Raw genomic sequence first — 24,155 nt, 5'->3', positions numbered from 1 at the left:
TATAAACCGTACTTTATTTCCTTTATAACTTTCCCCCATAATTCCGGTAATTCTCAATATAATCCAGAATCTCCTCCGGATCTTTCATAAACCGGCACATATCCACAACATCTCTGGACATAAATTTTTCCCCAGCTGTATACTCCAGAAGCGCCCTCATACTATCATAATATCCCTGAATATTATAAAGAACGATGGGCCTGTCGATCCGTCCCAGACTCTTCAACGTCAGGATCTCAAAAAACTCCTCATAAGTGCCAATTCCCCCGGGTACCACGATCGTTGCATCAGAACGACTTTCCAAAAGGTGCTTCCTTTCACGCATATTTTCCGTAAAAATAAATTCTGTACAATGCTCATACAGCACTCCCGGCTTGTCAAAAAATCTCGGCGCGATCCCCAGGATATAACCTTTTTCCCGGTCAACGCCACGGGCTGCCGCACCCATCAGCCCCTCTTTTCCACCACCGAAAACAAGGCCATGGCCACGTTTTCCCATCAGCTGTCCCAGTTCCTCTGTTTTCTCATAATAGATCTTTTTCAGCTCTGCGCTGGACGCTCCATAGATACAAATATTCATGATTCTGTCTCCTTCCCTGCTGCCTCCACAAATGCCCGGAGAAGCTTCAGCTGCTCCGAGGAATCATACATCATCTCCGGATGCCACTGAACAGCCACCGCAAATGGATGACCTTCAAGTTCCATAGCCTCCGGCACCCGGTCTTCGGACCAGGCTGTGATCCTCACATTCTCCCCGGCATCTTTTATTGCCTGATGATGAAAAGAATTCACCCGGATATCTCGCTTCTCATAAATCTTTTCCAATATACTGGCTCCGGCAATTCTCACTCCGTGCCACGCTACATTTCTGGGGTACTTATCCCCGAAATGATGTTCAAAACCGCCCTCTTTTTCCAGATCCTGATACAAGGTCCCACCACAGGCCACATTCATGATCTGAATGCCACGGCAGATCCCGAGGATCGGCTTTTTCTTTTCCAGCATAAAATATCTGGAAATCGCAATATCTTGCTCATCCCGCATGGGCATGATTGTTCCGCAATATCCTTTCGGAAACGCCCCATACCGTTCCGGTCCCACATCATGTCCGCCGGAGATCAGCACTCCGTCCAGTTGGTCCAGAAACGGCTTCGCCGCCTCCAGATCTCCATACTGCGGGAGCAGCACAGGAATCGCCCCGGCTTTTTCCAGAATATACACATAATCACCACTGACAAAATCCCAGTCCTGCCCGGTGATCCCCATACCTGAAACCATTCCAACAGCATCCCTGTAGTCAAAATTACAGGTGACGCCGATCACAGGTTTTCTTTCCCTCATCCTTCTCCTCTTTCCACCAAAAAAATAATTATTTTTTCAGTACTTCCAATATTTTTATCGTCTGTAACACATCCTCTTTTCTGCAACATTCAATCGTCCATGTCCGTTTTTCTGTCTGGGGCAGTAATGCAAGTACTTTTTCATAAGGGATATTCCCCTCCCCAAGAGCTGCATGGGAATCCCGGTCGCCGCTGTTATCATGAACATGCACATGAGTCACATAAGGCGCCAGCTTCTCTGTCCATTCCAGCACCGGAATCTTCGAATAACAGTGGGCATGCCCCATATCAAAACAGAGATGAAAATTCGGATATTTTTCCCCCATCAGTTTATAAACATCCAAAACCGGATCAATCTGCGGGTCAAACACATTCTCCATGACAACTTCCAGTTCTTTATGCGTTTCCAGAAATTCTCCGAAAAACTCCGCCACTCTCTCAGGCCATCCCTGAAGGTAGTGGACAAAAGGATTCATGCAGGTATGATAAACGATCTTTTTTGCCCCAAGTTCCACACCTGCTGTATAAGTTTGGTGAAAACGCATCATAGTAATTTTTCGCACTTCACTGTCAAAGGCTGCAGGATCGATGTTCATAAAAGGCCCATGCAAAGTCAGTCCCCGGCATCCCATAAATTTCAGTCGTTCCCGATAACTGCAGACAGATTCCTTTAGATGATCCAGATTGTCCGCAATGGAAAATTCAATACTTTCGATTCCCACTCCTGTCTGACTGATGATTTCCTTCATCTCATCATCCGGCAGAAGATGACTGATATATATCATGATTATTTACCTCTGAATATAACTTTTGCCGGCCTCTGCTCTCAAAGCAAAGACCGGCTTTCCGTCATTTCCGATACATCTGGAGTGCATCCGGAAATGCCTGTTATTTTATTATAATCTGACATACACATGGGGTCAAGCAATTGCCGCTGCCCGAAACTCCCATTTTAATTTTTGGTCGAAAACTTTTTATACGAGAACTTTCTCTACCGCATTTTTCCATCCGCTGTATTTCTGCTCTCTCTCAGCAGCATTCATGGACGGGATAAACTGGTTGCGGTTTTTCACCTCAAAGATACTTTCCATCTTGTAAAGTCCACAGCTTAAACCAGCCATCAGGCCAGCTCCGAATGCGGAAGACTCCTCACATCTTGGAAGACTTACTTTTGTTCCCAGGATATCACTCTGGAATTTCATCAGATACTGGTTTCTTGTAGGACCACCGTCTACGCAGAGCTCCTTTACTGTCATTCCATCTTCCGCTTTCATCATCTCCACAATATCTGTGATCTGATATGCGATGGATTCCAGAGCTGCTTTTACAACCTCTTTCTTTCCGGTTGTTCTGCTCATTCCATAGATAATGGCTTTTGCATCGGATTTCCAGTAAGGTGCTCCCAGACCGGAAAATGCAGGAACCAGATAAGTGGTATCATTCTTATTCGCCTGCTCTGACATTTCCTGAGTCTCACCTGGAGAAGTGATCAGTCCCATGTCATCTTTCAGCCATGTGATCACTGCACCTGTGTAGTTGATGTTTCCTTCCAGAACATAGGTAACTTTGCCGTTAAGTCCCCATGCAAGAGAAGTTACAAGACCAAGATCTGACATGATCGGTTCTGTTCCTGCGTTCATCATAACAGAGGAACCAGTTCCGTATGTAGCCTTAACCATTCCTTTTTCAATGCAGCCCTGTCCGAACAGTGCACCCTGAGAGTCTCCGATCACACCACAGATCGGAATCGGTGTCTGGAAATATCCCTCGAAATCTGTTATTCCGTACTCTCTGCTGGAATCACATACTTTCGGAAGCTGCTCTGCGTTGATGCCGAACCAGGTACAGATCTCTTTATCCCATTTCAGGTTATGGATATTGAAAAGCTGGGTTCTGGATGCGTTGGAATAATCTGTTGCATAAACCTCGCCTTTTGTCAGTTTAAACAGAAGCCAGGTGTCGATGGTTCCCAGGCAGAGATCGTTGTCTCTTTTTGCCTGTTTTACTTCCTCCACATTCTCCTGAAGCCATGCAAACTTCGCTGCTGGGAAATACGGGGAAAGATGCATTCCTGTCTTCTGACGGATGATCTCTGCCACACCGCCGTTTTTCTTCTGCTCACGGTCCGGGTCAATCATCACGTTTGTTTTGATCCGCTCACAGATCTCGGAAGCTCTGGAGCACTGCCATACAATGGCAGGTGCCAGAGGCTCGCCTGTGCTGCGGCTCCACGCTGCGGATGTTTCTCTCTGATTACTGATTCCGAGACACGCGATCTCTTCTTTCTGGATTCCGGCTTTTTCCACAAGGTTCTTTACAACCTGGATGGTATTGCTGTAGATCTCGGAAAGATCATGGGAAACCCAGCCTTTTTCGTTGATCAGCTGTCTGTGAGGAAGGTCTGTTCTGCAGACCAGGTCACCATTCACATCGAACAGGATCGCTTTTGTTCCCTGGGTACTCTGATCAACCGCAAGAACATATTTTTTTTCCATAGTTTTCCCCTTATTTCAGCGCGTCTTTTACAGTTTTTGCAATTCCTTCTGCGTTCATTCCGTAGTAGTCAAATACTTCCTTGGAAGTTCCGCTTACAACCGGTGCGTCCGGAAGTGCGATGTTCAGAACTTTACGTGGGCACTCAGTGCCAACAACCTGGCTTACCATGGAACCAAGTCCGCCAAATGGTGCATGCTCCTCAGCAGTTACAACAACTTTTGCGTTGGATGCTGCTTTTACGATTGCTTCTTTGTCCAGAGGTTTTACACAGTACATATCAAGAACTGTTGCGTGAATGCCATCTTTCTCAAGAAGTTTGGCAGCCTCGTAAGCCGGGCGTACCATCTCGCCACATGCGATGATTGCTGCGTCTGTACCTTCTGTAAGAACCGTTGCCTTGTCCATTTCGAACGGGCAGTTGTCCTCTGTATAAATATCCTCAACCGGATTTCTTCCTACACGGATGTATGCCGGTTTCTCATCTTTCAGAAGTGCTTCGATCAGTTTTGCTGTCTGGAAACGGTCACTTGGAAGATAAACTCTCATGTTCGGGATTGCGGACATAGCAGCGATATCCTGTGCGGAATGATGGCTCATTCCAAGAGCACCGTAGCTGATTCCACCACTGATTCCGATAAGTTTTACATTTGTGTTGGAGTATGCAACATCAATTTTGCACTGCTCATAGCTTCTTGTGGAAAGGAAGCATGCAGGAGAAGCTGCGAAAGCTTTTTTACCACAGTGTGCAAGACCTGCAGATACGCTGACAAGATCCTGCTCAGCGATTCCCATCTCAACGAACTGCTCCGGATATGCGTCTGCAAAAGGTGCCAGAGATGCAGATCCTCTGGAGTCACTGCAGAGAACAACGATATCTTTATCGGTTTCCGCTTCTTTTAAAAGTACGTCACAAATTGCTTTACGGTTTGGAATCTTATTCATAATTACAGCTGCTCCTTTCTCTCTTCAAAATCTTTCATGATCTGCTCATACTCTTCCTGGCTCGGTACGTGATGATGCCAAGCAGCTTTGTTCTCCATAACTGCGGAGCCTTTACCTTTAACAGTATTCGCGATCAGGACTGTCGGCTGGCCTTTTGTCTGTTTTGCTTCCTCAAATGCTGCGTGGAGCTGCTCAATGCTGTTTCCGTCGGCAACATCAATTACATGCCATCCAAAGCTTTTGAATCTCTCATGAAGATCGTCATGTCCCATAACGTCCTCTGTATTTCCGGAGATCTGAAGTCTGTTACGGTCAACGATTGCACAGAGGTTATCCAGTTTGTACTGATGTCCTGCCATAGCAGCTTCCCATACAGAACCCTCTGCAAGCTCACCGTCACCCATTACTGTGTATACACGATAGTTTTTCTTGTTCATTTTTCCGGCAAGTGCCATACCTACGCAAACCGGAAGTCCATGTCCCAGAGAACCGGAGTTCATCTCAATTCCCGGAAGTTTGTTGTTCGGATGTCCGATATACTGTGTTCCAAATTTGCTGAATTTCTCGTTTACTTCTTTGATATCAAGGAAGCCTTTCTTTGCAAGTACTGCATAATAAGCTTCTACAGAATGACCTTTACTCATAACAAAAAGGTCTCTGTCCGGATCATTCATATTCTCCGGGGAAATATTCATCTGGTCAAAATACAGAGTAACCAGAGTCTCCATAACACTCATATCACCACCGATATGTCCGCCTTTACCGGCAACGATCATATCTACTGTGTCTTTTCTGAGATCATACGCAAGTTTGCTTAATTCTCTAAAATCCATGCTGATTCCTGTCCTTTCTTTTTTCAATCTATATTTCATATTCACAGCCCGGCACATTTTTTATCCTGGAAAAACGTGCTGCTGTGTTTCCTGTTTATCATTCTCCGCGAAGATATGCCTTAACATCTTCCTCAATCGGGTCATAAAGATCCGGTGTTACGCCGATATATTTGCATGCCTCGTAAAGTACCGGAACAACGTTCTTGTGGATACCAACACAGTGATGGATGTATGGTCCCTCAACCAGTTTTGCCTCAAGACGTTTGATGTTCTCAACCTCAACCCAGAGGTAAGTTCCCATACCTTTCGGGCCATCAATACCTTTTGCGTTTCCAAGAAGAAGAGAATACTCTCCGTTATCTCCGTCAAAACGAACCAGAGAAACATCGCCGTGTTTTGCCTCAGCTGTGATGCTTCCCGGATGATCGAATGCCAGCGGGTAAGTAAGCTTCGGTGTCTCTTTTGCGATGGAAATCGGCCATGGTCCGCAGTGCTGAAGAAGCTCGCCATTCTCTACGTCAGGATGACGGATTGTCCAGTCAGCGAAGAAGCTTCTTGTCTCGCCCATGCCAGCTGCCTCTACCATAAGAGCTGTGATTGCACCATGGATATCTGTCTCACATACAGTCGGGATTCCCTCGTCATTTAACAGGGAGTTTGCTGCACATGGCATAATTCCAAGCTCGCTCTGAAGCTGGTTCCAGCACTGGATTGCGATTGCTTTGCAGCCGTATTTCTCAGCCAGATGTTTCATGGCAACCTTAAGAGCTGCTACGTTCTCAAGCTCGTCCTCTTTGATGCAGATCTCCATGTTGTCACGGCAATACTGCATAACCTCCTGAACCTCTGTCTGCTCTGCTTTTGCTTTCTTTACTTCATCGGTAAGCTCCGGCATCGGGATCGGTGCAAGCTGGATGTTGAATTTCTCAAGAAGCTCGCCCTCGTTGCACATGGTTGTCCAGAAATCAAACGGTCTTGTGGAAATCTGAAGAATACGGATATTTTTGAATGTTTTAACTACATTACAGACAGCAAGGAAATCTTTGATTCCTCTCTCGAATACCGGGTCATTCAGTCTGCAGTTTGTCATGTATGTAAACGGAACACGGAATCTTCTTAAAACTTTACCTGTTGCAAAAAGTCCGCACTGTGTATCACGAAGTCTTGTTCCGTCTGGCTCAGGTCTCTCATCCAGAGGCCCCCACAGAAGAACCGGAACATCAAGAGCTTTTGCAAGTCTTGCACACTCATACTCTGTACCGAAGTTGCAGTGTGGAAGGAAAAGTCCGTCAACTTTCTCTTTTTTGAATTTGGCGATGATCTTCTCAAGTCCCTCATCGTTGTAGAGAAGTCCCTCATCGTTAATGTCTGTGATATCTACGAAATCAACGCCAAGCTCCTCAAGTCTCTTAGCAGTAAGTCCACGATATTTTACTGCATCCGGTGCGCTGAAAATACTTCTTCTGGTTGGTGCGTAACCAATTTTAATCTTGTCCATGTTTGAACTCCTTTCATAAATCCATGTTTTACCTGTTTCTATGTGATTCATTTTTTTATGTTCATCTTTGTTATCTGTATAATATCTTGATTTCTACTTTATTTCTACAAAAAATAAAGTGATTTCCACTTTATTTTTCACTTTATTGTTGTAGATGCAAGAAAAACATTTTATAATTAAAACAGTTGAAAAAATACAGTCAGGAAAAATTATACCGATATACAGACACAACTCTACATTCAATACAGGAGGACTATCGATATGGGAATTACAGCAAAAGAACTGGCCGCCAGATTAAATCTCTCCGCCACCGCCGTCTCCATGGCCCTGAACGGAAAACCTGGCGTCAGCACAGAAACCCGAGCTCTGGTTATCCGGGAAGCAGAAAAAGCCGGCTATGACTTCAGCCGGCTTTCCATGAAAAAAAATGTGACAGGCGATATTTATTGCATTATCTGCCGTGCCCACAACGCAATTTTAAATTATACTCCAATTTTTTCAGAGCTCACCGAAGGTATTGAACAGGAATGCCGTAAAAACGGCTATCATCTGAAAACCTTCCAGCTCTACGAAAAAGCAGACGATCTCCAGAAATACATCGAAGAACTCCGCATTTCCCAGTGTGCAGGTGTCATCCTTCTTGGAACCGAAGTATCCGCTTCTGTATGCCACGAGTTCCTTCAACTCTCCGTCCCGGTTGTCCTTCTGGATTCCTACTTTGATTCTGCAGACTGCAGCTGTGTTCTCAGCAACAACGCCCAGGGCGCCTACCAGGCCACCAGCTACCTTATCGACCGCTGCGGCCGCCAGCCAGGACACCTCTGCTCCTCCTACAAAATCACAAACTTCCGGGAACGTACGCACGGTTTCCACAGAGCTGTCCGGGAACATGGAATGTCCACTGCCAAATCCATCATTCACGAACTCTCCCCCTCCATCGAAGGAGCCTTCTCCGACATGCTGGAGATCATCGACAGCGGAACCCCACTGGCAGGCGCCTACTTCGCAGACAACGACCTCATCGCCATCGGCGCCATCAAAGCCCTGAAACTCCGCGGCTACAAGATTCCCGAAGCCATCACCATCGCAGGCTTCGACAACATCTCCGAAGGCCGCGTCATAGACCCCGCCCTCACCACCATCGACGTCCCCCGTAAATTCATGGGAGAAACAGCCGCCGCCCAGCTGATCCGTGAGATCCGGACCTCCGTGCCACATTCCGTAAAAATTGAAGTATCCACCACACTGATCAAACGGTTTTCTGTATAACCGAAATCCTTTTCTGTAAGAGAATAGGTTCCGCTTTTTCCGGCAAATTTTTTCGCTTTTCAAAGCTGAGTAAATTGCGAGGAGGGGAAGCATTCACAGTTGCGAAGGCCATTTCCCCTCCTCGCGCTCCTCCCCTCCGGCCACGCAAATTACTGTAGGTTATGGAGATATGTTCAAATACTGGCGGGGCGATGGATGCCACAGTATTGGATATGAAACGCTGTGCCGATTTATTCCTATTCTCTACAACTTTTTTTCAGGCAATCACTTACTCCCATCAAACCACAAGGAAACTCAGCCTTTCCTCCCAGCCGTCCAGCGCAGCGCTGACGGCTCATCCAATTCTCTGAAATCCACTCAACCTCACACTATAAACCAAGCTCCCGAGCAGCCATCCTATCCCTCCCGCCCTGAAAAGCCAGCCCGTGAGGCGTGTGCTGCCTGTCGCCGGACTCTGCAGGAGGGGTGCTGATTCTTGGCTGGCGGAAATCTGCGTTGTTTTTCAAAAGTTCGCTGTTTGAGCGAAGCGAGTTCGGACTTTTGGAAAACGCTTTTAGCAGATTCCCGGCAGCCTAGAAGCCAGCCCCCGACGAAGCCCCGGCGACAGGCAGCACACGCCTCGCGGGCGTCCCTTTCACAAACATCCCTCTCACAAAAAAAGAACAGGCCGGCACACACACCGACCCGTTCCCAAAAAACCTGAATCCCAGGACTCAATCAATCAGAAGCACTCTTTATAAATCTTATAAACCCTCTCCCGATCCAATTCCACAAAATTATTCGCCATCAATCTACCCTGATTCTCCAGCACAGAATCCGTAAACTCCTCAAGCTCCTCCTCAGACACCCCATACTCATGCAGCGCCTTCTTAGGAATCATCACATTAAGCAGCTTCTCCAGCTCCTCATAAACAACATCCACTTCACAACCAAGGATTCCCGCCATAAATTTATTCAGGCGTGCGATCTCACCGTCACTCTTGATCTCCATATAGTTGTTGAGCACACCCGTAAACATCGCATAATTCGACTCCCCATGAGCCACATGATACTTAGCCCCCAGCGGATAACTCAAAGCATGCACAGCCGCACACCCCGCATTACCAAACGCAATACCCGCATAATTAGCCGCCATCAGAAAATCCTTCATCAACGGAATCCGGGCCTCCTGACCATGATCCCTGATCTCCATATAACCCTTCAGGATCATCTCGATCGCCTTATACCCAAACATCCTTGTAGTCTCATTTCCCTTAGGAGAAAGACTGGACTCCACAGAATGCACCAGCGCATCAATAGAACTCGTAGCAAAAAACTGGAACGGCAGATCCTCCAGAAGCTCCGGGATCAGCACAGCAGAATCCCCGTAAAGCTGCTCCACAGCAAGCCCCTTCTTCGTCCCCTTCGTAGTCAGCGCAAGAATCGAGATATTCGTCACCTCAGAACCCGTACCACAGGTAGTCGGAACCAGAACCAGTTCCTTATTCTTCACGATCGGAAGAAGCCCGTCATAAAGATCCGTAACCGGAGAAATATTCTCCAGTGCAAACAGCTTGGAAAGATCCAGAATACTGCCGCCACCAACAGAAACCACTCTCTTCGCATCCTTCGGCACATCCTTCCAGATTGCCTCGGCCATCACATCCGTAGGTTCACCCTTACCATAATCCTCACGGAAGATCACATCACAGCCAAGCCCCAGCGGTTCAAAAAATTTCTTAAACAATCTCTTATTGGTAAAAAGCAGATCTCCCTCACCAAGCTTAAATTTCTCCGCAAACTGCCGACAATTATCAAAACTGTAAATCGTCGGCCTGATCATCAGTTCCTGCATAATTTCTCCTCCTGTCAGCCCCGCATTTCGCAGAAGCTCTCCATAAAAATTTTTATACAACTATAATAGCACAGGCAGCCAGCCATCCGCAATCCGCAGTACCACCCGCCCACCATAAAACAGATCATGTCCCAAAGCAGACCTTCACCTTTCATTCCACCACCCGGAATATGATTCTCTCAACCACAGATTTCAACATCCATGAGTCAGAAGTGTACCATACATCTCCGGTCTCCGATCCCGGAAAACACCCCACTCCCGTCTCTTCTGCGCGATGGCATCCAGATCAAACTCCGCAGTGATCACACCCTCCGTCTCTCTGTCAGCCTCAGCCACCAGTCCACCGGTCTCATCCGCAATAAATGAAGAACCATAAAACGTCATCTCCGAATTCTTCTGCACCTCATGACCAATCCGATTGGAAGCAACTACAGGCATGATATTTGCAGCCGCATGTCCCTGCATACATCTCTGCCAGTGCGGTTTGGAATCCGTCTGAAGAACCGGCTCGCTGCCGATGGCAGTGGGGTAAAGCAGGATCTCCGCCCCCAGAAGCGCCATACATCTGGCAGCTTCCGGAAACCACTGATCCCAGCAGATTCCCACACCAATGGTTCCGTACTTTGTTTTCCAGACCTTAAACCCGGTATCGCCCGGAGTAAAGAAAAACTTCTCCGCATAAGGCATCCCGTCCGGAATATGCGTCTTTCTGTATTTTCCAAGAACCGTACCATCCGCATCAATAATGGCAATAGAATTAAACGCCGCATTTCCTGCCCGCTCAAAAAAGCTCACCGGGATCACCACGTCCAGTTCTTTTGCCACTTTCTGAAAGCGCTTCACAGCCGGATTCTCCTCCGGCGTTGTGGCAAGGTCCATATATTCAAAATCGTGTCTCTGACAAAAATACGGCGTCTCAAAAAGCTCCTGCAGAAGAATGATATTCGCACCCTTTGCAGCCGCCTCCCGCACCAGTTTTTCCGCTTTTGCAAGCGTCGCTTCTCTGTCCCATGTGCAGCTCATCTGTGTAGCCGCTACTACAACTTTCCGCATAAATTTTTAAGTCCCTTCTGTTCTATAACTGAAACTTCCTTTTCACTGCATCCACCAGGAAATCCGCGGTGCCTTCCACACCAAGGAAACTGCTGTCCACAAGAATACTCTTATGATTCTTGTCATCCGGATGATAACCCGCATACTGCATGTGATAGGAATCACGGGCTTCATCAACAGCCACGATCATTTTTCTGGCCTCTTCAACCTCAATATTCAGGTCCTTTACACAATGCTCCACACGAACCTCATACGGCGCATAAATATAAATATGCATGGCGTTTTCCATCTCTTCCAGAGTGAAATCCGCACATCTTCCCACAATAATACAGGTCTCTTTTTCCGCAAGAAATTTAATAATATTCTGCTGCGCCTCAAAAATTTTATCCTGTGTATTGCTGGTTCCCTTTCCAAGAGGAAACATCATTCTTGCAAAAGGGCTGACTTTGACTTTTTTCGCAGTCTCTTCCACTTCATCCACAACAGACACCGGAAGATTCAGCTTCTTTGCAGCCTGATCCACAATATCCCTGTCATAATATTCAATCCCCAGTTTTTCCGCCATCTTTTTCGCGATAGGACGCCCCATGCTTCCAAACTGTCTGGTGATCGTAACTACGTACTTACTTTTTCCCATATGATTTCCTCCAATTTAAGAGACACATCCTTCCGATATACCCCTGAAAAACGGCAAAGCGGACATTTTCATTCCGCTTTCCCTTTGCATTTAATGTTCATACCATCCGACGATTCCCGGATTCAGATTGATATTGATCTGTTTGATCTCCTGATACTCTTCAAGGCCCTGAACACCAAGGTCACGGCCGATTCCGGACTTCTTATAACCGCCCCACGGAGCCTCGTTAAATGCCGGATTATAACAGTTGATCCAGGTAATACCTGCGCGGATCTCTTTGATCACCCGAAGGGCTCTGGAACCATCAGCGGTAAATACTGCTCCAGCCAGACCATACTCTGTATCGTTTGCCATGTCAATGGCTTCCTGCTCTGTCTTAAACGTCTGGATGGTCACAACCGGTCCGAAAATCTCCTCCCGAACAATAGTCATATCCGAAGTACAGTTATCAAACACTGTCGGTCTTACATAAAATCCTTTCGCACATTCCCCTTCTGTATAACGCTCACCGCCGCACACAAGAGTAGCACCTTCCTCAATGCCCTTCTTAATATATCCAAGAACTTTATTCATATGGCTCTCAGAAACCAGAGGGCCCATATCCGGATTCTCCATAGGATCTCCAATAGTGATGGCGTTTGCTTTCTTTGCAAGACGTTTCACAAATTCATCCTTGATACTTTCCTCGATAATAATTCTGGAACCTGCAGAGCACACCTCGCCCTGATTCAGGAAAATACCGATCATGGCCCATTCCACTGCGCCGTCCAGATCTGCATCTGCAAAGATCACATTCGGTGACTTTCCGCCAAGCTCAAGGCCGATCTTTTTTACATTGCCTGCTGCCGCACGCATGATACTCTGTCCAACTTCCGTACTTCCGGTAAAAGTAACCATATCCACATCTTTGCTCTCTGCAATGCGGTTTCCTGTAATTCCGCCAGGTCCAAGGATCAGGTTCACACTGCCCTTCGGCATTCCAATCTTCTCAAAAATCCCAAACAGTTTCACACAGGAAAGCACGCAGTTGGAACTTGGTTTAAACACCACACTGTTGCCCGCTGCCAGCGCAGGAGCCAGTTTCCACACGCCCATCAGCAGCGGATAGTTCCACGGAGTGATCAGTCCGCACACGCCAACCGGCTCATGAACTGTATAGGAATGCATTTTTCCAAAACCTTCATTTACTTCATAAACACCGCCCTGCGGCATTTTTAAAAGTCCTGCATAATAGCGGAAACAGTGAACTGCGTCATCCACATCCGCCTCTGCCTCTCTTAACGGTTTTCCATGATCCATGCAGTCCAGCTTCGCAAAATCCTCTTTTTCCGCATCAATGGCATCTGCGATCTGAAGAAGGATATCCGCCCTTGTCTGGGAATCCATGTCACGCCATTCCCTTGTCACATAAAAAGATTTTTTTGCCGCCGCAATGGCTTTATCTACATCTTCCACATTACCTTCCGTTACCATGGCAAGAACCTCACCATTGGAAGGATTTAATGTAGGAACTGATTTTCCCGTACTGCCTTCTACCCATTCACCATCAATAAACATTTTCTGAAGTTCCATAAGCGTCCTCCTTTATTTCTCATCCAAAATCTTTTTATCGAATCTTTTCACCTTCAAAATAATTTGCTTCCACCTTCATCCCCCGGATTTCTTCCTTATCCACTTCAAAAAGATCTCCGCCAAGAACAATGATATCTGCCATTTTTCCCGGCTCCAGGGTTCCCATGGAATCCTCCACATGATAAACACGGGCCGCACCGGAAGTGTAAGCTTTCAGCGTATCTGCCATGGAGATTTTTTCCCAGGAATTGGTAGATGTCAGGTTTCCGTCATCATCTCTTCTTGTAACTGCCGCATAGATCGTTGTAAAAGGATCTATGGTCACAACCGGATAATCGCTTCCAAGTGCCAGCGCACCTTCATGCTCCAGCAAAGTCCGGAATGGCCACTGAAGCCTCGCACGTTTTTCCCCGATCTGGTTCACCTTTCCATTTGCCGCAAGTGTCACATGATACGGCTGAACCGAAGGAATCACATCAAGCTCCGCAAAACGATCCAGATCATCGGAATGGATATTTTCGATATGCTCGATGGTATTTCGAAGACCATGCTCCCCGTTGACTTCCGCAGATTTTTCAAAAAGATCCAGCGCCATCCGCACGGAACCATCTGCGATACAGTGAAGTCTTACCTGGATCCCCGCCTTGTTTGCCGCAATGATCTCTTTCTTCATTTTCCGCTCCGGCCATAACGGAAGCCCCTCGCCGCAGGTTTCCGGCTTATCGGTATAAGGCTCCAGAAGAAGCCCTGTGTAAGTCTCTGTCACGCCATCAATAAAGCCCTTTACCCCTGCAATGTGAAAATGCGGGGAATCAAAATGCTTCTGAAATTTAAAATACTTCGAAAATTCCGTATATCCGAAAAGTTTCATGTAGGAAAAAATCTGCGCCTTAAGCCCTTCTTCCTCATCCAGGTTTTTCAGGATATCGTATTTTTTCATGGTTTCTTCGGTGTAATCATCGGCAAACATTTCACTTGCCGCGGCAATTCCGTAGTCTGCCAGAACATCCTGAAAATTCCGGTGGATCTCCCGCATCTCTTCCTCCGAAAACTCCATATACTTTTTCTGAGCCGGTTCACATGCTGCCGGTTCCAGAAGAAGTCCGCTTAATTCACCATTTTCAAACTTTACATTTACACCGTTATCCATTTTCCGGTCCGGGTCGATTCCTGCCTCTTCCAGAGCTCTGGAATTCAGCCACATGCTGTGACAGTCCGCACAGATAAGATATACCGGTCGATCCGGAATCGCCTCATCCAGAAGTCTTTTATCCGGAAGTGGCTCATCTCCCCAGTTGGTGATAAACCATCCGGAACCTCGAATTCTTTTGTAATCCGGATGTGCATCTGCAAATTCCTTAATGATCTTCACACATTCCGCCTGAGAACATCCTTCTCCCAGATCCGAACACACATATCTGCTGCCATCAATGGCTCCGGAAAAAAGATGGGTATGTGCATCCAGAAAAGAAGACATGATCATTTTTTCTCCGTAATCGTAAAGAGGCCAGTCTGCATAATCCTTATCTCTGTGATAATCCCAGGGAAGAACTGCCTGAATCTTTTTGTCCACTACTGCGATCGCAGCCGGTCTGGGGAAATCTTCAAGACCTGTAAAAACAGCTTTACTTCTCAGAATAAATTTTCCCATAAGCCATACCTCCTACATCACAAAACCACAGATCAGAAATCCCACAACAGAAAGTACACTTGCAATGATAACGTATGGAAGCTGTGTCAGCGCATGCTCCATATTGTCAATACCTGCACTCTGGGAGGAAAGAAGTGTCGCGTCTGTATAGAAGCAGGCGTGGCTTCCAAATGCACCACCGGAAATGATCGCTGCCATAATGAGGATCGGGTTTGCGCTGATAGCCGCACCAAGCGGAAATACGATCGGTGCAACGACTGCACTCATGCCCCAGAGAGAACCGGTCGTAAATGTAAGTGCCGCAACCAGAACAAAAGCGATTGCCGGGAAAACCGGGCCCCAGAGAAGCGGTTTTGCAACGGAAATAATAAAGTCTGTCATACCCATTCCTTCTGTCACTTTCTGAAGAACAAAAGCAACTACAAGAAGGATCAGGATCGGGAGCATATCCGCAAAGCCTCGGACAATCAGGTTAAAGAAATCATCCAGTGCAACTACCTTCTGCGGTACATAAAGCACAAAGCAGACGATCAGGGAAACTACAACCGCCAGAAGAAGATTACTGGTGGCAATGGCGATGGCAACCAGTACACCCATAGGAATCACAAAATTCCAGATATTACCATCCTCCTCATAGCCCTTTCTGTCATCGTGGTTATATTTTCTGCTGGCATCGCTGTAAACCTTACCGGTCTCCTCCACACGCTTATAAGCCTTTTTCATAGCACCGAGCTTCGGCACCACACCCAGCGCAAAGAGAAAAACGATGGCAATGGTAATGATCGGATAAAAACAATACGGGATCGCATGGATATATGCCTGAATACCTGTTTTAAAGCCCAGTGCCTTTACACTTGCCTGATCGATAAAAAGACTTGCGTAAAAAACAGCCCATGTGGAAAACGGAAGCAGTACACATACAGGAGCACCTGTTGCATCAAGCATATACGCCAGTGCCTCTCTCGGGATCTTACGTTTATCGCAGACACCTTTCATGCAGACACCAATGGAAAGCACATTCAGGTAATCATCCACAAAGATCAGAATACCCATAATAAAAGTAGTAAGAAGGGTTTTTCTCTCGGTATTACAAAATTTTGAAACCAGCTTCTGGAAACCAAATGTACCCTTCGATTCCTGAAGCAGAGCGATCAGACTTCCAAACAGACCACACACCAGAACGATCCATACATTTTCAGCAAGCACATCCTGGATCAGCGTACACCACTGCGGCAGAAAATCCTTCCCATACATGAATATGGCCGCCAGAAGAGAACCTCCGATCAGAAATTCCACACATCTCCTGGTTGCGATCGCACCGACGATAATAATCAGAAGAATAAAAATTGCAATCAGTCCAGTATTCATTTTTTTCTCCCCTTTCCTTCTGTAAACCAGAAAGAGGCATACCCGTTAAACGGATATGCCCCTTTGCATCAACAGTCTTTTTCGTGAAACAAAAAATGGCGTATTCATTGCGTTTCCGCAATCAATACACCATCGTACGTTTCGTGTTTTTTATTATTTTGATACTGATATACTATTATTTTTCAATCGCTGATACAATGCTTAATTTCGGGAGTTAAATTAATACTTTTCAAGTACATATACTTGATTTCAAGTATATGTGATAGTATACTGATTTCAAATAATTCAAAGGAGAATAAACCATGGAAAAAAATACCTTCCTTATGATCAACGACATGATCTATGACCTCTATTCCTGCACCAGCCTCAATGAAATCAAAGCCAAATTCCTCCTCCGACTGAAAATGGTCATCCCCTACAGCTACGCCAGCATCCTCCTCCACGAAACCACCGAAGACCCGGACACCATCCGCCTCACCACCCCCATCTGCATCCCCGAATCCTTCACTGAAGCAGAAAACGAATACATGAAGGTCGCAGATGAAGACCACCTTCTCTGGCTTCTCCACTCCCGCGAACCTCGCCTTGTCCGCGAAAGTGATCTCCTGGAAGACCAGCAGCGACTCAACTCGCCCCTCTATGTCCACTGCTACCGCAAATACAACATCTTCGACTCCATGCAATACGCCAGCGTCTACCAGCAGGAACTCTTAGGGATTCTCACCCTCTTCCGCACCGAAAAAGACGGCCCATTCACCAATGAAGATATGTTCTACCTCCAGGCCATCGGCATGCACTTAAACGCCGTCCTCTACCAGATCACCCACAGTCAGCCTCAGACCAACGACCTCAAACAGACTCTCGCCTACCTGAAAAACACCTGCCACCTCACAAACCGTGAACTCCAGATTGCCGAACAGGTCTACCAGTACCGCAACAATGATGAAATTGCCCAATCCCTTGGCATCAGGGAAAATACTCTTCAGAAGCACTTGCAGAATATTTTTCGTAAGACTAATGTGACTTCCCGGTGGGAGCTTCTGAGATTGCGTACGCAGTGATGGTGTATGTAGGATGTTTGAAAAAGGGACGCCCGGGAGGCGTGTACTCTCTGTCTCTGGGGCTTCGTCGGGGGCTGGTTGTTTCGGACGGTAAGAATGGAATAAATAAGCGGAAGTTCATTGGACTCCTCAAAAAAGGCTTCGTAGCCACCCAATCCTGGGTCAGCCACGAAGCCTTAATTTTTTATACGTATATCTATCTCGCATGCTTATCTACGTCTATCACAACTGGTTCCAATATCAGTCTTTCAATCCATTCTGCTCAAAATCCCTGAACAAACTGGCTTCACCATCATCCGCAAACGCATTCGCATCGCCCTGCTCAGAACCATCCTGTCCTCCCTCGATACTCTCATCCTGGGAATCCTGGCTATCCTGAGCCGCGCCTTCCTCAGAGCTATCCTTGCTGGAACTGTCATCTTTACCAAGTTTTACAGTAAGTGTCTTCTCATTATATTCATTACCATCCAGAACTGCAACCGTCACATCGATCTTTTCCTTCGGCTCATAATACTGAAGCAGCTCAATCAGCTGATCGATACTGGTGATCGTTTTACCATCAAACTCTGTAATGACCATATTCTTGGTAATACCTGCATCATCGGCAGGGCCGCCCTCGGTTACCTTCGAAACAAATACACCCTGCGGGATACCATAAATCTGTACTGCCTCCGTACTTACTGTACTGCCTGTGATACCAAGGATACCATGATTATCCACTTTATCTCTTGCCTTGGCATTCATCATGTTCTCAAGAGAATCCGCAACATCAGAAATTGCAATGGCATACCCCATACCTTCAACCTCAGTAGAAGCAAGCTTGGAAGAGTTAATACCAACAACCTCACCATCCATATTCAGAAGCGCACCGCCACTGTTACCGGGATTGATAGCCGCATCTGTCTGGATCAGGTTCACGCCCTTGTTGATACTGCTGCTGTTATCTGTAGAATCACCCTCGATCTGTCCTGACGCATCTGTCTTACGGTTCTTAGCACTGACAATACCAGTAGTAACGGACTGGCCATAGCCAAGTGCATTACCGATGGCAACAACCTGCTCACCGATCTTCAGATCATCAGAGCTTCCGATCTTTGCAACAGAAATTGCATCCATTGTATCATCCGAAACATCCTTCGTTGCAACAGAAACAACTGCAAGATCCTCGCTTTCATCAAAGCCCTTTACCGTAGCCTCATAAGCATTACCATCTGCAAAGGCAACTGACAAGGTATCGGCACCATCCACAACATGATAGTTTGTGGCGATCAGCAGCTCAGAATCTGTTTTTCCGATGATAATACCGGAACCGCTTCCTTCAACTTCCTGCTCCTGGCTCGGCGCATACTGGGAACCAAACATGCTGTAATAATCCTGAACCTCCTGAACGGACTTGGTTGTGATGGCAACTACAGAAGGCATTGCCTTCTCAGCAACATCTGATACATCCAGACTGCCCTTTGTATCGGAGGATTTTGTATCCTCTGTATCTTCGCTGTCTTTATTTGATTTTTTATCAGACTTCATAAGAGTCAGATTCTCGGAGCTGTCGGTTGCCGCCTGTACGGACTGTGCACCGGAGAAATAATTTATACCTTCATATGCACCAACTCCAATGCCGCCGGCAAGTACTGCACACAGGCTGATGGTTGCACCCTTTTTCATCATTTTCTTTATTTTTAATTTTCTGTTATTGTTCATGGTTAAGTCCTCCCTGGGAAAAAATTCTTCTCTGTTTCCTTTTGATGCTTCAAAGTATATGGGTTAATTGTGTTTACTTTGTGGGAAAAATGTGTTTTATTTGTTAAAACTTTTCACTGTCATCACAACTACAAACCACGCAACCTCAAGAAGAACGATCATTCCACCTGGTTTCAGTCCGGCATAATAGGAAAGAAACAGTCCGGCAATGGTGGTGCATACCGCCACGATAATGGCACAGATCAGTGTACCCTTATAGCTTTTTGCCATCTGCATCCCACACGCCACCGGAACTACCAGCATGGAGGAAACGATCAGGGTTCCTACTGTACGGGACGCAATGGAAACTGTCAGAGCCGTCAGAATAGTAAAAAGAAAATTAATATTCCGCACGGAAACACCGGAGATCCTTGCCGCATTTTCATCAAATCCGATATAAAACAGTTCCCTGTAAAAAAACAGCACTGCTGCCAGTACCAGCACACTGATCACAACTACCAGCGCCAGCTCTCCTTCACTGATGGACACAATACTTCCGAACAAAAAGCTGTTCAGACTGGCACCATTTTCCACAAAGCCGGACAGCACACCGGCCAGTCCGATCCCGGCAGACATGACGATGGAGATCGCCACCTCCGAATAACGCGGGATTTTTTTGCGGATAGCCTCAATTCCAAGAGCAGCTACGATGCACATCACTACTGCACCGGCTACCGGATTCACTCCAAGTATCAGTCCCAGCACAACACCGGCCAGTGAAGAATGGGAAAGCGCATCTCCGATCATGGACATCCGTTTCAGAACAATGGTGATCCCGATGCAGGGCGTGATCACAGCCAGAAGGATTCCCACCAGAAAAGCCCTCTGCATAAATCCATACTGTAAAATACTCATACTTCGTCGATCCTCCCCTCTTCCGCTTTAAAGAACCGGTTTGCTCCTTTAAACTCACCGGAATTTCCATGAGTAACCATAAGGATCGTCAGCCCCTGTTCCTCATTCCGCTTCCTCAGAACTTCTGCAAGTGTTTTCACAGAAACCATATCCATTCCTGTGGTAGGCTCATCCAGGATCAGGATCTTCGGTTTTCCTGCCAGTGCACGTGCCAGCATAACCCTCTGCTGCTGTCCTCCGGAAAGATCTCCGATCCTTCTTTTCCAGAACTCTTCCATTTCCATCTCCGCAAGTGCGGCTTTCAGACGTGGAATCTCTTTTTTCACCTGAAAACGTGCCTTCCATGAAGAAGAATACACACCTGTCATCATAATCTCTTCCACCGTAGCCGGAAAATTCTGGTTTCTGCTGATACTGTTCTGCGGAACATATCCCAGATCTCCTTTTCCAAATGTGGCAGAAATATCTTTTCCATTTACGGTAATACTTCCCTCCTGGGCCTTCAGCTCACCCAGAAGAAGCTTCAGAAACGTACTTTTTCCACTTCCGTTCTCACCGGTAAGAATGGCATAATCCCCATCCTTTACTTCCAGGTTTACCTGCTCCAGCACAGGCGTCCCCGTGTAGTGGAACGAAAGATTCTCTATCAAAATTCCCATAATTTCTCCTTTTTCAGTTCAGCGCCTTCTGCAACGCTTCCAGATTCTTCCTCATCACAGAAAAATAATCCTCGCCGGCTTCTATATCTTCCTCACTCAGTCCCTCAATGGGATTCAGCACAGCCGTCACCGCATCCACTTCCTTGGCCACTGTCTTCGCCACCTTGGGGCTTGCCAGTTCCTCAAAAAATATGGTATGGATGTCGTATTTTTTCGCATATTCGATCACTTCCTGCATCTTGGCAGGATCAGGCTCGGAATCCGGTGTCAGGCCTTCAATGGCCAACTGTGTCAGGTCATAGGCATTACACAGATACCCGAAAGCTTCATGAGCCACAATGATATCCCGGTTCTTCGTACCTTTCAGGCCATCCCGGAATTCCTGGTCCAGCTCATCAAATTCACCGGCATATTTCTCATAATTTGCTTCGTAATAATCCCGGTTCTTGGGATCCGCTTTTACAAAAGCATCTTTAATATTCTCCATCTCCTGCTTCGCCCGCATAGGGTCCAGCCAGACATGAGGATCTTTTCCGTCGTCACCATGAGCATGATCATGGCCTCCATCCAGAAGCTCCACACCATCTGATGCTTCCGTCACCACCAGATCCTGATTCTCCAGGGTATCCAGTACATCCTCCGCCCAGTGTTCCAGATCTGCGCCATTGTAGACAAAAACATCCGCATCCTCAAGATTCCGGATATCCGTTGCCGCGGGTTCCCAGTCATGGGGCTCCGTTCCCGCAGGAACCATATCCTTCACCTGGATCTTATCGCCGCCCACCTTCCGGGCAAAATCATACATGGGATAAAAACTGGTCATCACTTTCAGCCGGCCATCATCCGCAAATGGCTGCCCAACCGTCCCGGCTCTGGAAAGTCCATATCCGGTCACGCCACTCACCACAAGGAGCGTTGCCGCCAGAACTGCTGCCGCAGCCATCTTCCCTCTGTCAAAATTCATTTTTTAAGCCTCCTGCAGCTGTCACAATATCCATAAAAGATCGTCCGGCTCTGGTCGATCTCAAATCCGTGTTCATCCAGCACATGTCCCACAAAATGATCGATACATCCGCACTGCAGAGGAATGGTATGTCCACATTCCAGGCACACAAGCTTACCATAATTCTTCCTTTCCTCATCCCGGATAAACCGATACTGGGCAGGTGCCCCTTCCACAGACGGGACTTTCAGCACCGCGCCCTCTTTCTGCAGACGCTCCAGACCTCTGTACACCGTTGTCCTTCCGATCTGGATCTCTTTTCCGCGAAGGATCTCCATAAACTGATCGATGGTATAAAATGTATCTCCATATTCCTGCAGACACTCCAGAATCATCTTCTGCTGCCTGGTACTGTATTTCATTTTTTCTTCCATATATTCTCACTCTCTTTCAACAACTGCCCTTCTATGGCAGATTTGAATTTGAAAATCGTTTTCATATTACATTTAAAAAAGAATTCCGTCAAGGTCTTTTTCGTATCATATGTTACCGATTTTTCCACTGGCGTATGCTATCCTTTCCCCATCACCTGAAGACAGGGATAAAAAACACAAAATCAATCACAATAAAAAAAGCAGGTCTTCCTTTTCAAAGACCCACTCACTTACCACAGGAGGTATACATTATGGAACCAAAAATGTTTTGTTATCAGTGTCAGGAAACCGCCGGATGTTCCGGCTGCACCATCTCTGGTGTCTGCGGCAAAAAACCTGACGTAGCCGCCATGCAGGATCTTCTTGTTTACGTAACAAAAGGACTTTCTGCCATCACCACCGCACTCCGGAATGAAGGCCGGGAAATTCCTTCTGATATTAACCACATGGTGATTCAGAATCTTTTCACCACCATCACAAATGCAAATTTCAACAAAGATTCCATCGTTGCAAAGATCAGCGAAACCCTCTCAGCCAAAGAGCAGCTTCTCGCACAGCTTTCTGACAGAAAAAGCCTTCCCGCTGCCGCACTCTGGCATCCGGAAAGCCCTGCGGACTATGAATCCATGGGATATGTCACCAGCATTCTTGCCACAAAAAACGAGGACATCCGAAGCCTCCGCGAGCTGATCACCTACGGCCTGAAAGGGCTCTGTGCCTACACCAGCCATGCAAACGCCCTTCTCCGCGAAGATCCGGAACTGGACGCTTTTATCCAGAGCACTCTGGCAAAAACCCTGGACGACAGTCTCACCGCTGAAGAATTAACAGCTCTCACTCTGGAAACCGGAAAATTCGGTGTCCGTGGAATGGCCCTTCTCGACCAGGCAAACACCGAAACTTTCGGAAATCCGGAAATTACAAAAGTAAATATCGGCACAGGCAAAAATCCCGGAATCCTGGTTTCCGGCCACGACCTTCACGATCTGGAAATGCTGCTTGAACAGACAAAAGGAACCGGCGTTGACGTTTACACCCACTCTGAGATGCTTCCGGCCCACTACTATCCGGCGTTCAAAAAATATCCGAACTTTGCAGGAAACTATGGAAACGCCTGGTGGAAACAGAAAGAAGAATTCGAAAGCTTTAACGGTCCCATCCTCATGACCACCAACTGCATCGTTCCGCCAAAGGACAGCTACAAAGACCGGATCTACACCACAGGTGCTACCGGTTATCCAGGCTGCACCCACATCACACCCGGGCCTGACGGCAAAAAAGATTTCTCACAAATCATCAGCCACGCCAAACGCTGTGCAGCTCCAACCGAAATCGAGCATGGTGAAATTGTCGGTGGTTTTGCCCATGATCAGGTGATCGCCCTGGCAGATCAGATCGTAGATGCCGTAAAATCCGGTGCCATCCGTAAATTCGTAGTCATGGCAGGCTGTGACGGCCGGGCAAAATCCCGAAGCTACTACACCGATTTTGCCCAGGCGCTCCCAAAAGACACCGTGATCCTCACCGCAGGCTGTGCAAAATACCGCTACAATAAACTGAATCTGGGAGATATCAACGGCATCCCACGAGTTCTGGATGCAGGCCAGTGCAACGATTCCTATTCCCTTGCAGTGATCGCCATGAAACTTCAGGAAGTTTTTGGCCTTGAGGATATCAATGAGCTTCCGATCATCTACAACATTGCCTGGTATGAGCAGAAAGCCGTGATCGTTCTCCTGGCGCTGCTTTCCCTCGGGGTAAAAAATATTCACCTTGGACCAACACTTCCGGCCTTCCTTTCTCCAAATGTAACCAAAATTCTGGTTAACAATTTTGGTATTGCAGGAATTAGCAGCGTGGAAGAAGATATGGAACTGTTTTTCGGAAAATAATCCCCGATATAAACTGATCATCTGCAATGCTCTTACACCAGTCATTTCTGAACGCAGGTCCCGCACAGGATCTGCGTT

Annotated in this window: 21 protein-coding genes; 3 read left to right on the top strand and 18 right to left on the bottom strand. The window is 46.9% G+C overall.

Features of this window, described 5'->3' with window-relative positions; translation table 11 throughout:
* Positions 1 to 22: 22 nt before the first annotated feature.
* The 7 genes from GPK88_RS04465 to GPK88_RS04435 form a co-directional block, all read right to left on the bottom strand.
* Positions 23 to 580: an LOG family protein gene (locus tag GPK88_RS04465; protein ID WP_173771315.1), complete on the bottom strand. Its 558-nt coding sequence runs from the start codon at positions 578 to 580 to the stop codon at positions 23 to 25.
* Positions 577 to 1,341 (bottom strand): gamma-glutamyl-gamma-aminobutyrate hydrolase family protein, encoded by a 765-nt coding sequence (locus GPK88_RS04460; protein WP_173771317.1) that lies wholly within the window; start codon positions 1,339 to 1,341, stop codon positions 577 to 579. Before GPK88_RS04460 ends, GPK88_RS04465 begins: the two co-directional genes overlap by 4 nt.
* A gap of 28 nt (positions 1,342 to 1,369) precedes the next feature.
* On the bottom strand, positions 1,370 to 2,125 hold the full coding sequence (locus GPK88_RS04455; protein WP_173762472.1) for a sugar phosphate isomerase/epimerase family protein: 756 nt from the start codon (positions 2,123 to 2,125) through the stop codon (positions 1,370 to 1,372).
* A gap of 189 nt (positions 2,126 to 2,314) precedes the next feature.
* Positions 2,315 to 3,835, bottom strand: coding sequence for an FGGY-family carbohydrate kinase (locus GPK88_RS04450; protein ID WP_148448952.1), 1,521 nt, complete (start codon positions 3,833 to 3,835; stop codon positions 2,315 to 2,317).
* A gap of 10 nt (positions 3,836 to 3,845) precedes the next feature.
* Positions 3,846 to 4,778: a transketolase family protein gene (locus tag GPK88_RS04445; RefSeq protein ID WP_173762474.1), complete on the bottom strand. Its 933-nt coding sequence runs from the start codon at positions 4,776 to 4,778 to the stop codon at positions 3,846 to 3,848.
* A 2-nt stretch (positions 4,779 to 4,780) separates the two neighbouring features.
* Entirely contained in the window at positions 4,781 to 5,650 is an 870-nt protein-coding gene (locus GPK88_RS04440; RefSeq protein WP_330626555.1) for a transketolase, read from the bottom strand.
* A gap of 58 nt (positions 5,651 to 5,708) precedes the next feature.
* Positions 5,709 to 7,109: an L-fucose/L-arabinose isomerase family protein gene (locus GPK88_RS04435; protein WP_148448958.1), complete on the bottom strand. Its 1,401-nt coding sequence runs from the start codon at positions 7,107 to 7,109 to the stop codon at positions 5,709 to 5,711.
* 261 nt (positions 7,110 to 7,370) lie between these two features.
* Between GPK88_RS04435 and GPK88_RS04430 the strand changes: the two genes are divergently transcribed.
* On the top strand, positions 7,371 to 8,378 hold the full coding sequence (locus tag GPK88_RS04430) for a LacI family DNA-binding transcriptional regulator (protein ID WP_173771319.1): 1,008 nt from the start codon (positions 7,371 to 7,373) through the stop codon (positions 8,376 to 8,378).
* Between the two features lie 721 nt (positions 8,379 to 9,099).
* On the opposite strand, the gene GPK88_RS04425 is transcribed toward GPK88_RS04430, so the two are convergent.
* The 6 genes from GPK88_RS04425 to GPK88_RS04400 all read right to left on the bottom strand — a co-directional run bounded on the left by GPK88_RS04425 (position 9,100) and on the right by GPK88_RS04400 (position 16,493).
* Positions 9,100 to 10,212, bottom strand: coding sequence for a 4-hydroxybutyrate dehydrogenase (locus GPK88_RS04425; protein WP_215707558.1), 1,113 nt, complete (start codon positions 10,210 to 10,212; stop codon positions 9,100 to 9,102).
* A 192-nt stretch (positions 10,213 to 10,404) separates the two neighbouring features.
* On the bottom strand, positions 10,405 to 11,265 hold the full coding sequence (gene aguB, locus GPK88_RS04420; protein ID WP_173771323.1) for an N-carbamoylputrescine amidase: 861 nt from the start codon (positions 11,263 to 11,265) through the stop codon (positions 10,405 to 10,407).
* Positions 11,266 to 11,287: 22 nt separating this feature from the next.
* Positions 11,288 to 11,902 (bottom strand): cytidylate kinase-like family protein, encoded by a 615-nt coding sequence (locus tag GPK88_RS04415; RefSeq protein WP_173771325.1) that lies wholly within the window; start codon positions 11,900 to 11,902, stop codon positions 11,288 to 11,290.
* 90 nt (positions 11,903 to 11,992) lie between these two features.
* Positions 11,993 to 13,474 (bottom strand): aldehyde dehydrogenase family protein, encoded by a 1,482-nt coding sequence (locus tag GPK88_RS04410; protein ID WP_215707557.1) that lies wholly within the window; start codon positions 13,472 to 13,474, stop codon positions 11,993 to 11,995.
* Between the two features lie 34 nt (positions 13,475 to 13,508).
* Positions 13,509 to 15,125: an amidohydrolase gene (locus tag GPK88_RS04405; RefSeq protein ID WP_215707556.1), complete on the bottom strand. Its 1,617-nt coding sequence runs from the start codon at positions 15,123 to 15,125 to the stop codon at positions 13,509 to 13,511.
* Positions 15,126 to 15,137: 12 nt separating this feature from the next.
* Positions 15,138 to 16,493, bottom strand: a complete 1,356-nt coding sequence (locus GPK88_RS04400) for a Na+/H+ antiporter NhaC family protein (RefSeq protein ID WP_215707555.1) — start codon at positions 16,491 to 16,493, stop codon at positions 15,138 to 15,140.
* A 302-nt stretch (positions 16,494 to 16,795) separates the two neighbouring features.
* On the opposite strand from GPK88_RS04400, the gene GPK88_RS04395 reads away from it, so the two are divergent.
* The gene (locus GPK88_RS04395; RefSeq protein ID WP_178004125.1) at positions 16,796 to 17,554 is read left to right on the top strand and encodes a response regulator transcription factor; all 759 of its coding nucleotides are present in this window, start codon (positions 16,796 to 16,798) and stop codon (positions 17,552 to 17,554) included.
* 240 nt (positions 17,555 to 17,794) lie between these two features.
* Here GPK88_RS04395 and GPK88_RS04390 read toward each other — a convergent pair whose 3' ends face one another.
* From GPK88_RS04390 to GPK88_RS04370, 5 genes are all read right to left on the bottom strand, one after another.
* Positions 17,795 to 19,255: a S1C family serine protease gene (locus tag GPK88_RS04390; protein ID WP_148445577.1), complete on the bottom strand. Its 1,461-nt coding sequence runs from the start codon at positions 19,253 to 19,255 to the stop codon at positions 17,795 to 17,797.
* Positions 19,256 to 19,351: 96 nt separating this feature from the next.
* Positions 19,352 to 20,149 carry a metal ABC transporter permease gene (locus GPK88_RS04385; RefSeq protein ID WP_015526431.1) on the bottom strand — a complete coding sequence of 266 codons (798 nt, stop codon included), beginning with the start codon at positions 20,147 to 20,149 and terminating at the stop codon, positions 19,352 to 19,354.
* A complete protein-coding gene (locus GPK88_RS04380) occupies positions 20,146 to 20,808 on the bottom strand; it encodes a metal ABC transporter ATP-binding protein (RefSeq protein WP_173771339.1) in 663 nt (220 codons plus the stop codon). Before GPK88_RS04380 ends, GPK88_RS04385 begins: the two co-directional genes overlap by 4 nt.
* A 13-nt stretch (positions 20,809 to 20,821) precedes the next feature.
* Positions 20,822 to 21,772: a metal ABC transporter substrate-binding protein gene (locus GPK88_RS04375; RefSeq protein ID WP_174095707.1), complete on the bottom strand. Its 951-nt coding sequence runs from the start codon at positions 21,770 to 21,772 to the stop codon at positions 20,822 to 20,824.
* Positions 21,769 to 22,185, bottom strand: a complete 417-nt coding sequence (locus tag GPK88_RS04370) for a Fur family transcriptional regulator (RefSeq protein WP_148445585.1) — start codon at positions 22,183 to 22,185, stop codon at positions 21,769 to 21,771. The genes GPK88_RS04375 and GPK88_RS04370 overlap by 4 nt, the downstream gene beginning before the upstream one ends.
* A gap of 251 nt (positions 22,186 to 22,436) precedes the next feature.
* On the opposite strand from GPK88_RS04370, the gene hcp reads away from it, so the two are divergent.
* Complete coding sequence (gene hcp, locus GPK88_RS04365) at positions 22,437 to 24,077, top strand: hydroxylamine reductase (RefSeq protein WP_195566926.1); 1,641 nt, start codon at positions 22,437 to 22,439, stop codon at positions 24,075 to 24,077.
* Positions 24,078 to 24,155: the final 78 nt, after the last annotated feature.

This window comes from Blautia sp. MCC269 (genome assembly GCF_018785655.1).
Lineage (GTDB): Bacteria > Bacillota > Clostridia > Lachnospirales > Lachnospiraceae > Blautia_A.
This window is presented reverse-complemented; position numbering and strand designations above follow the sequence as displayed.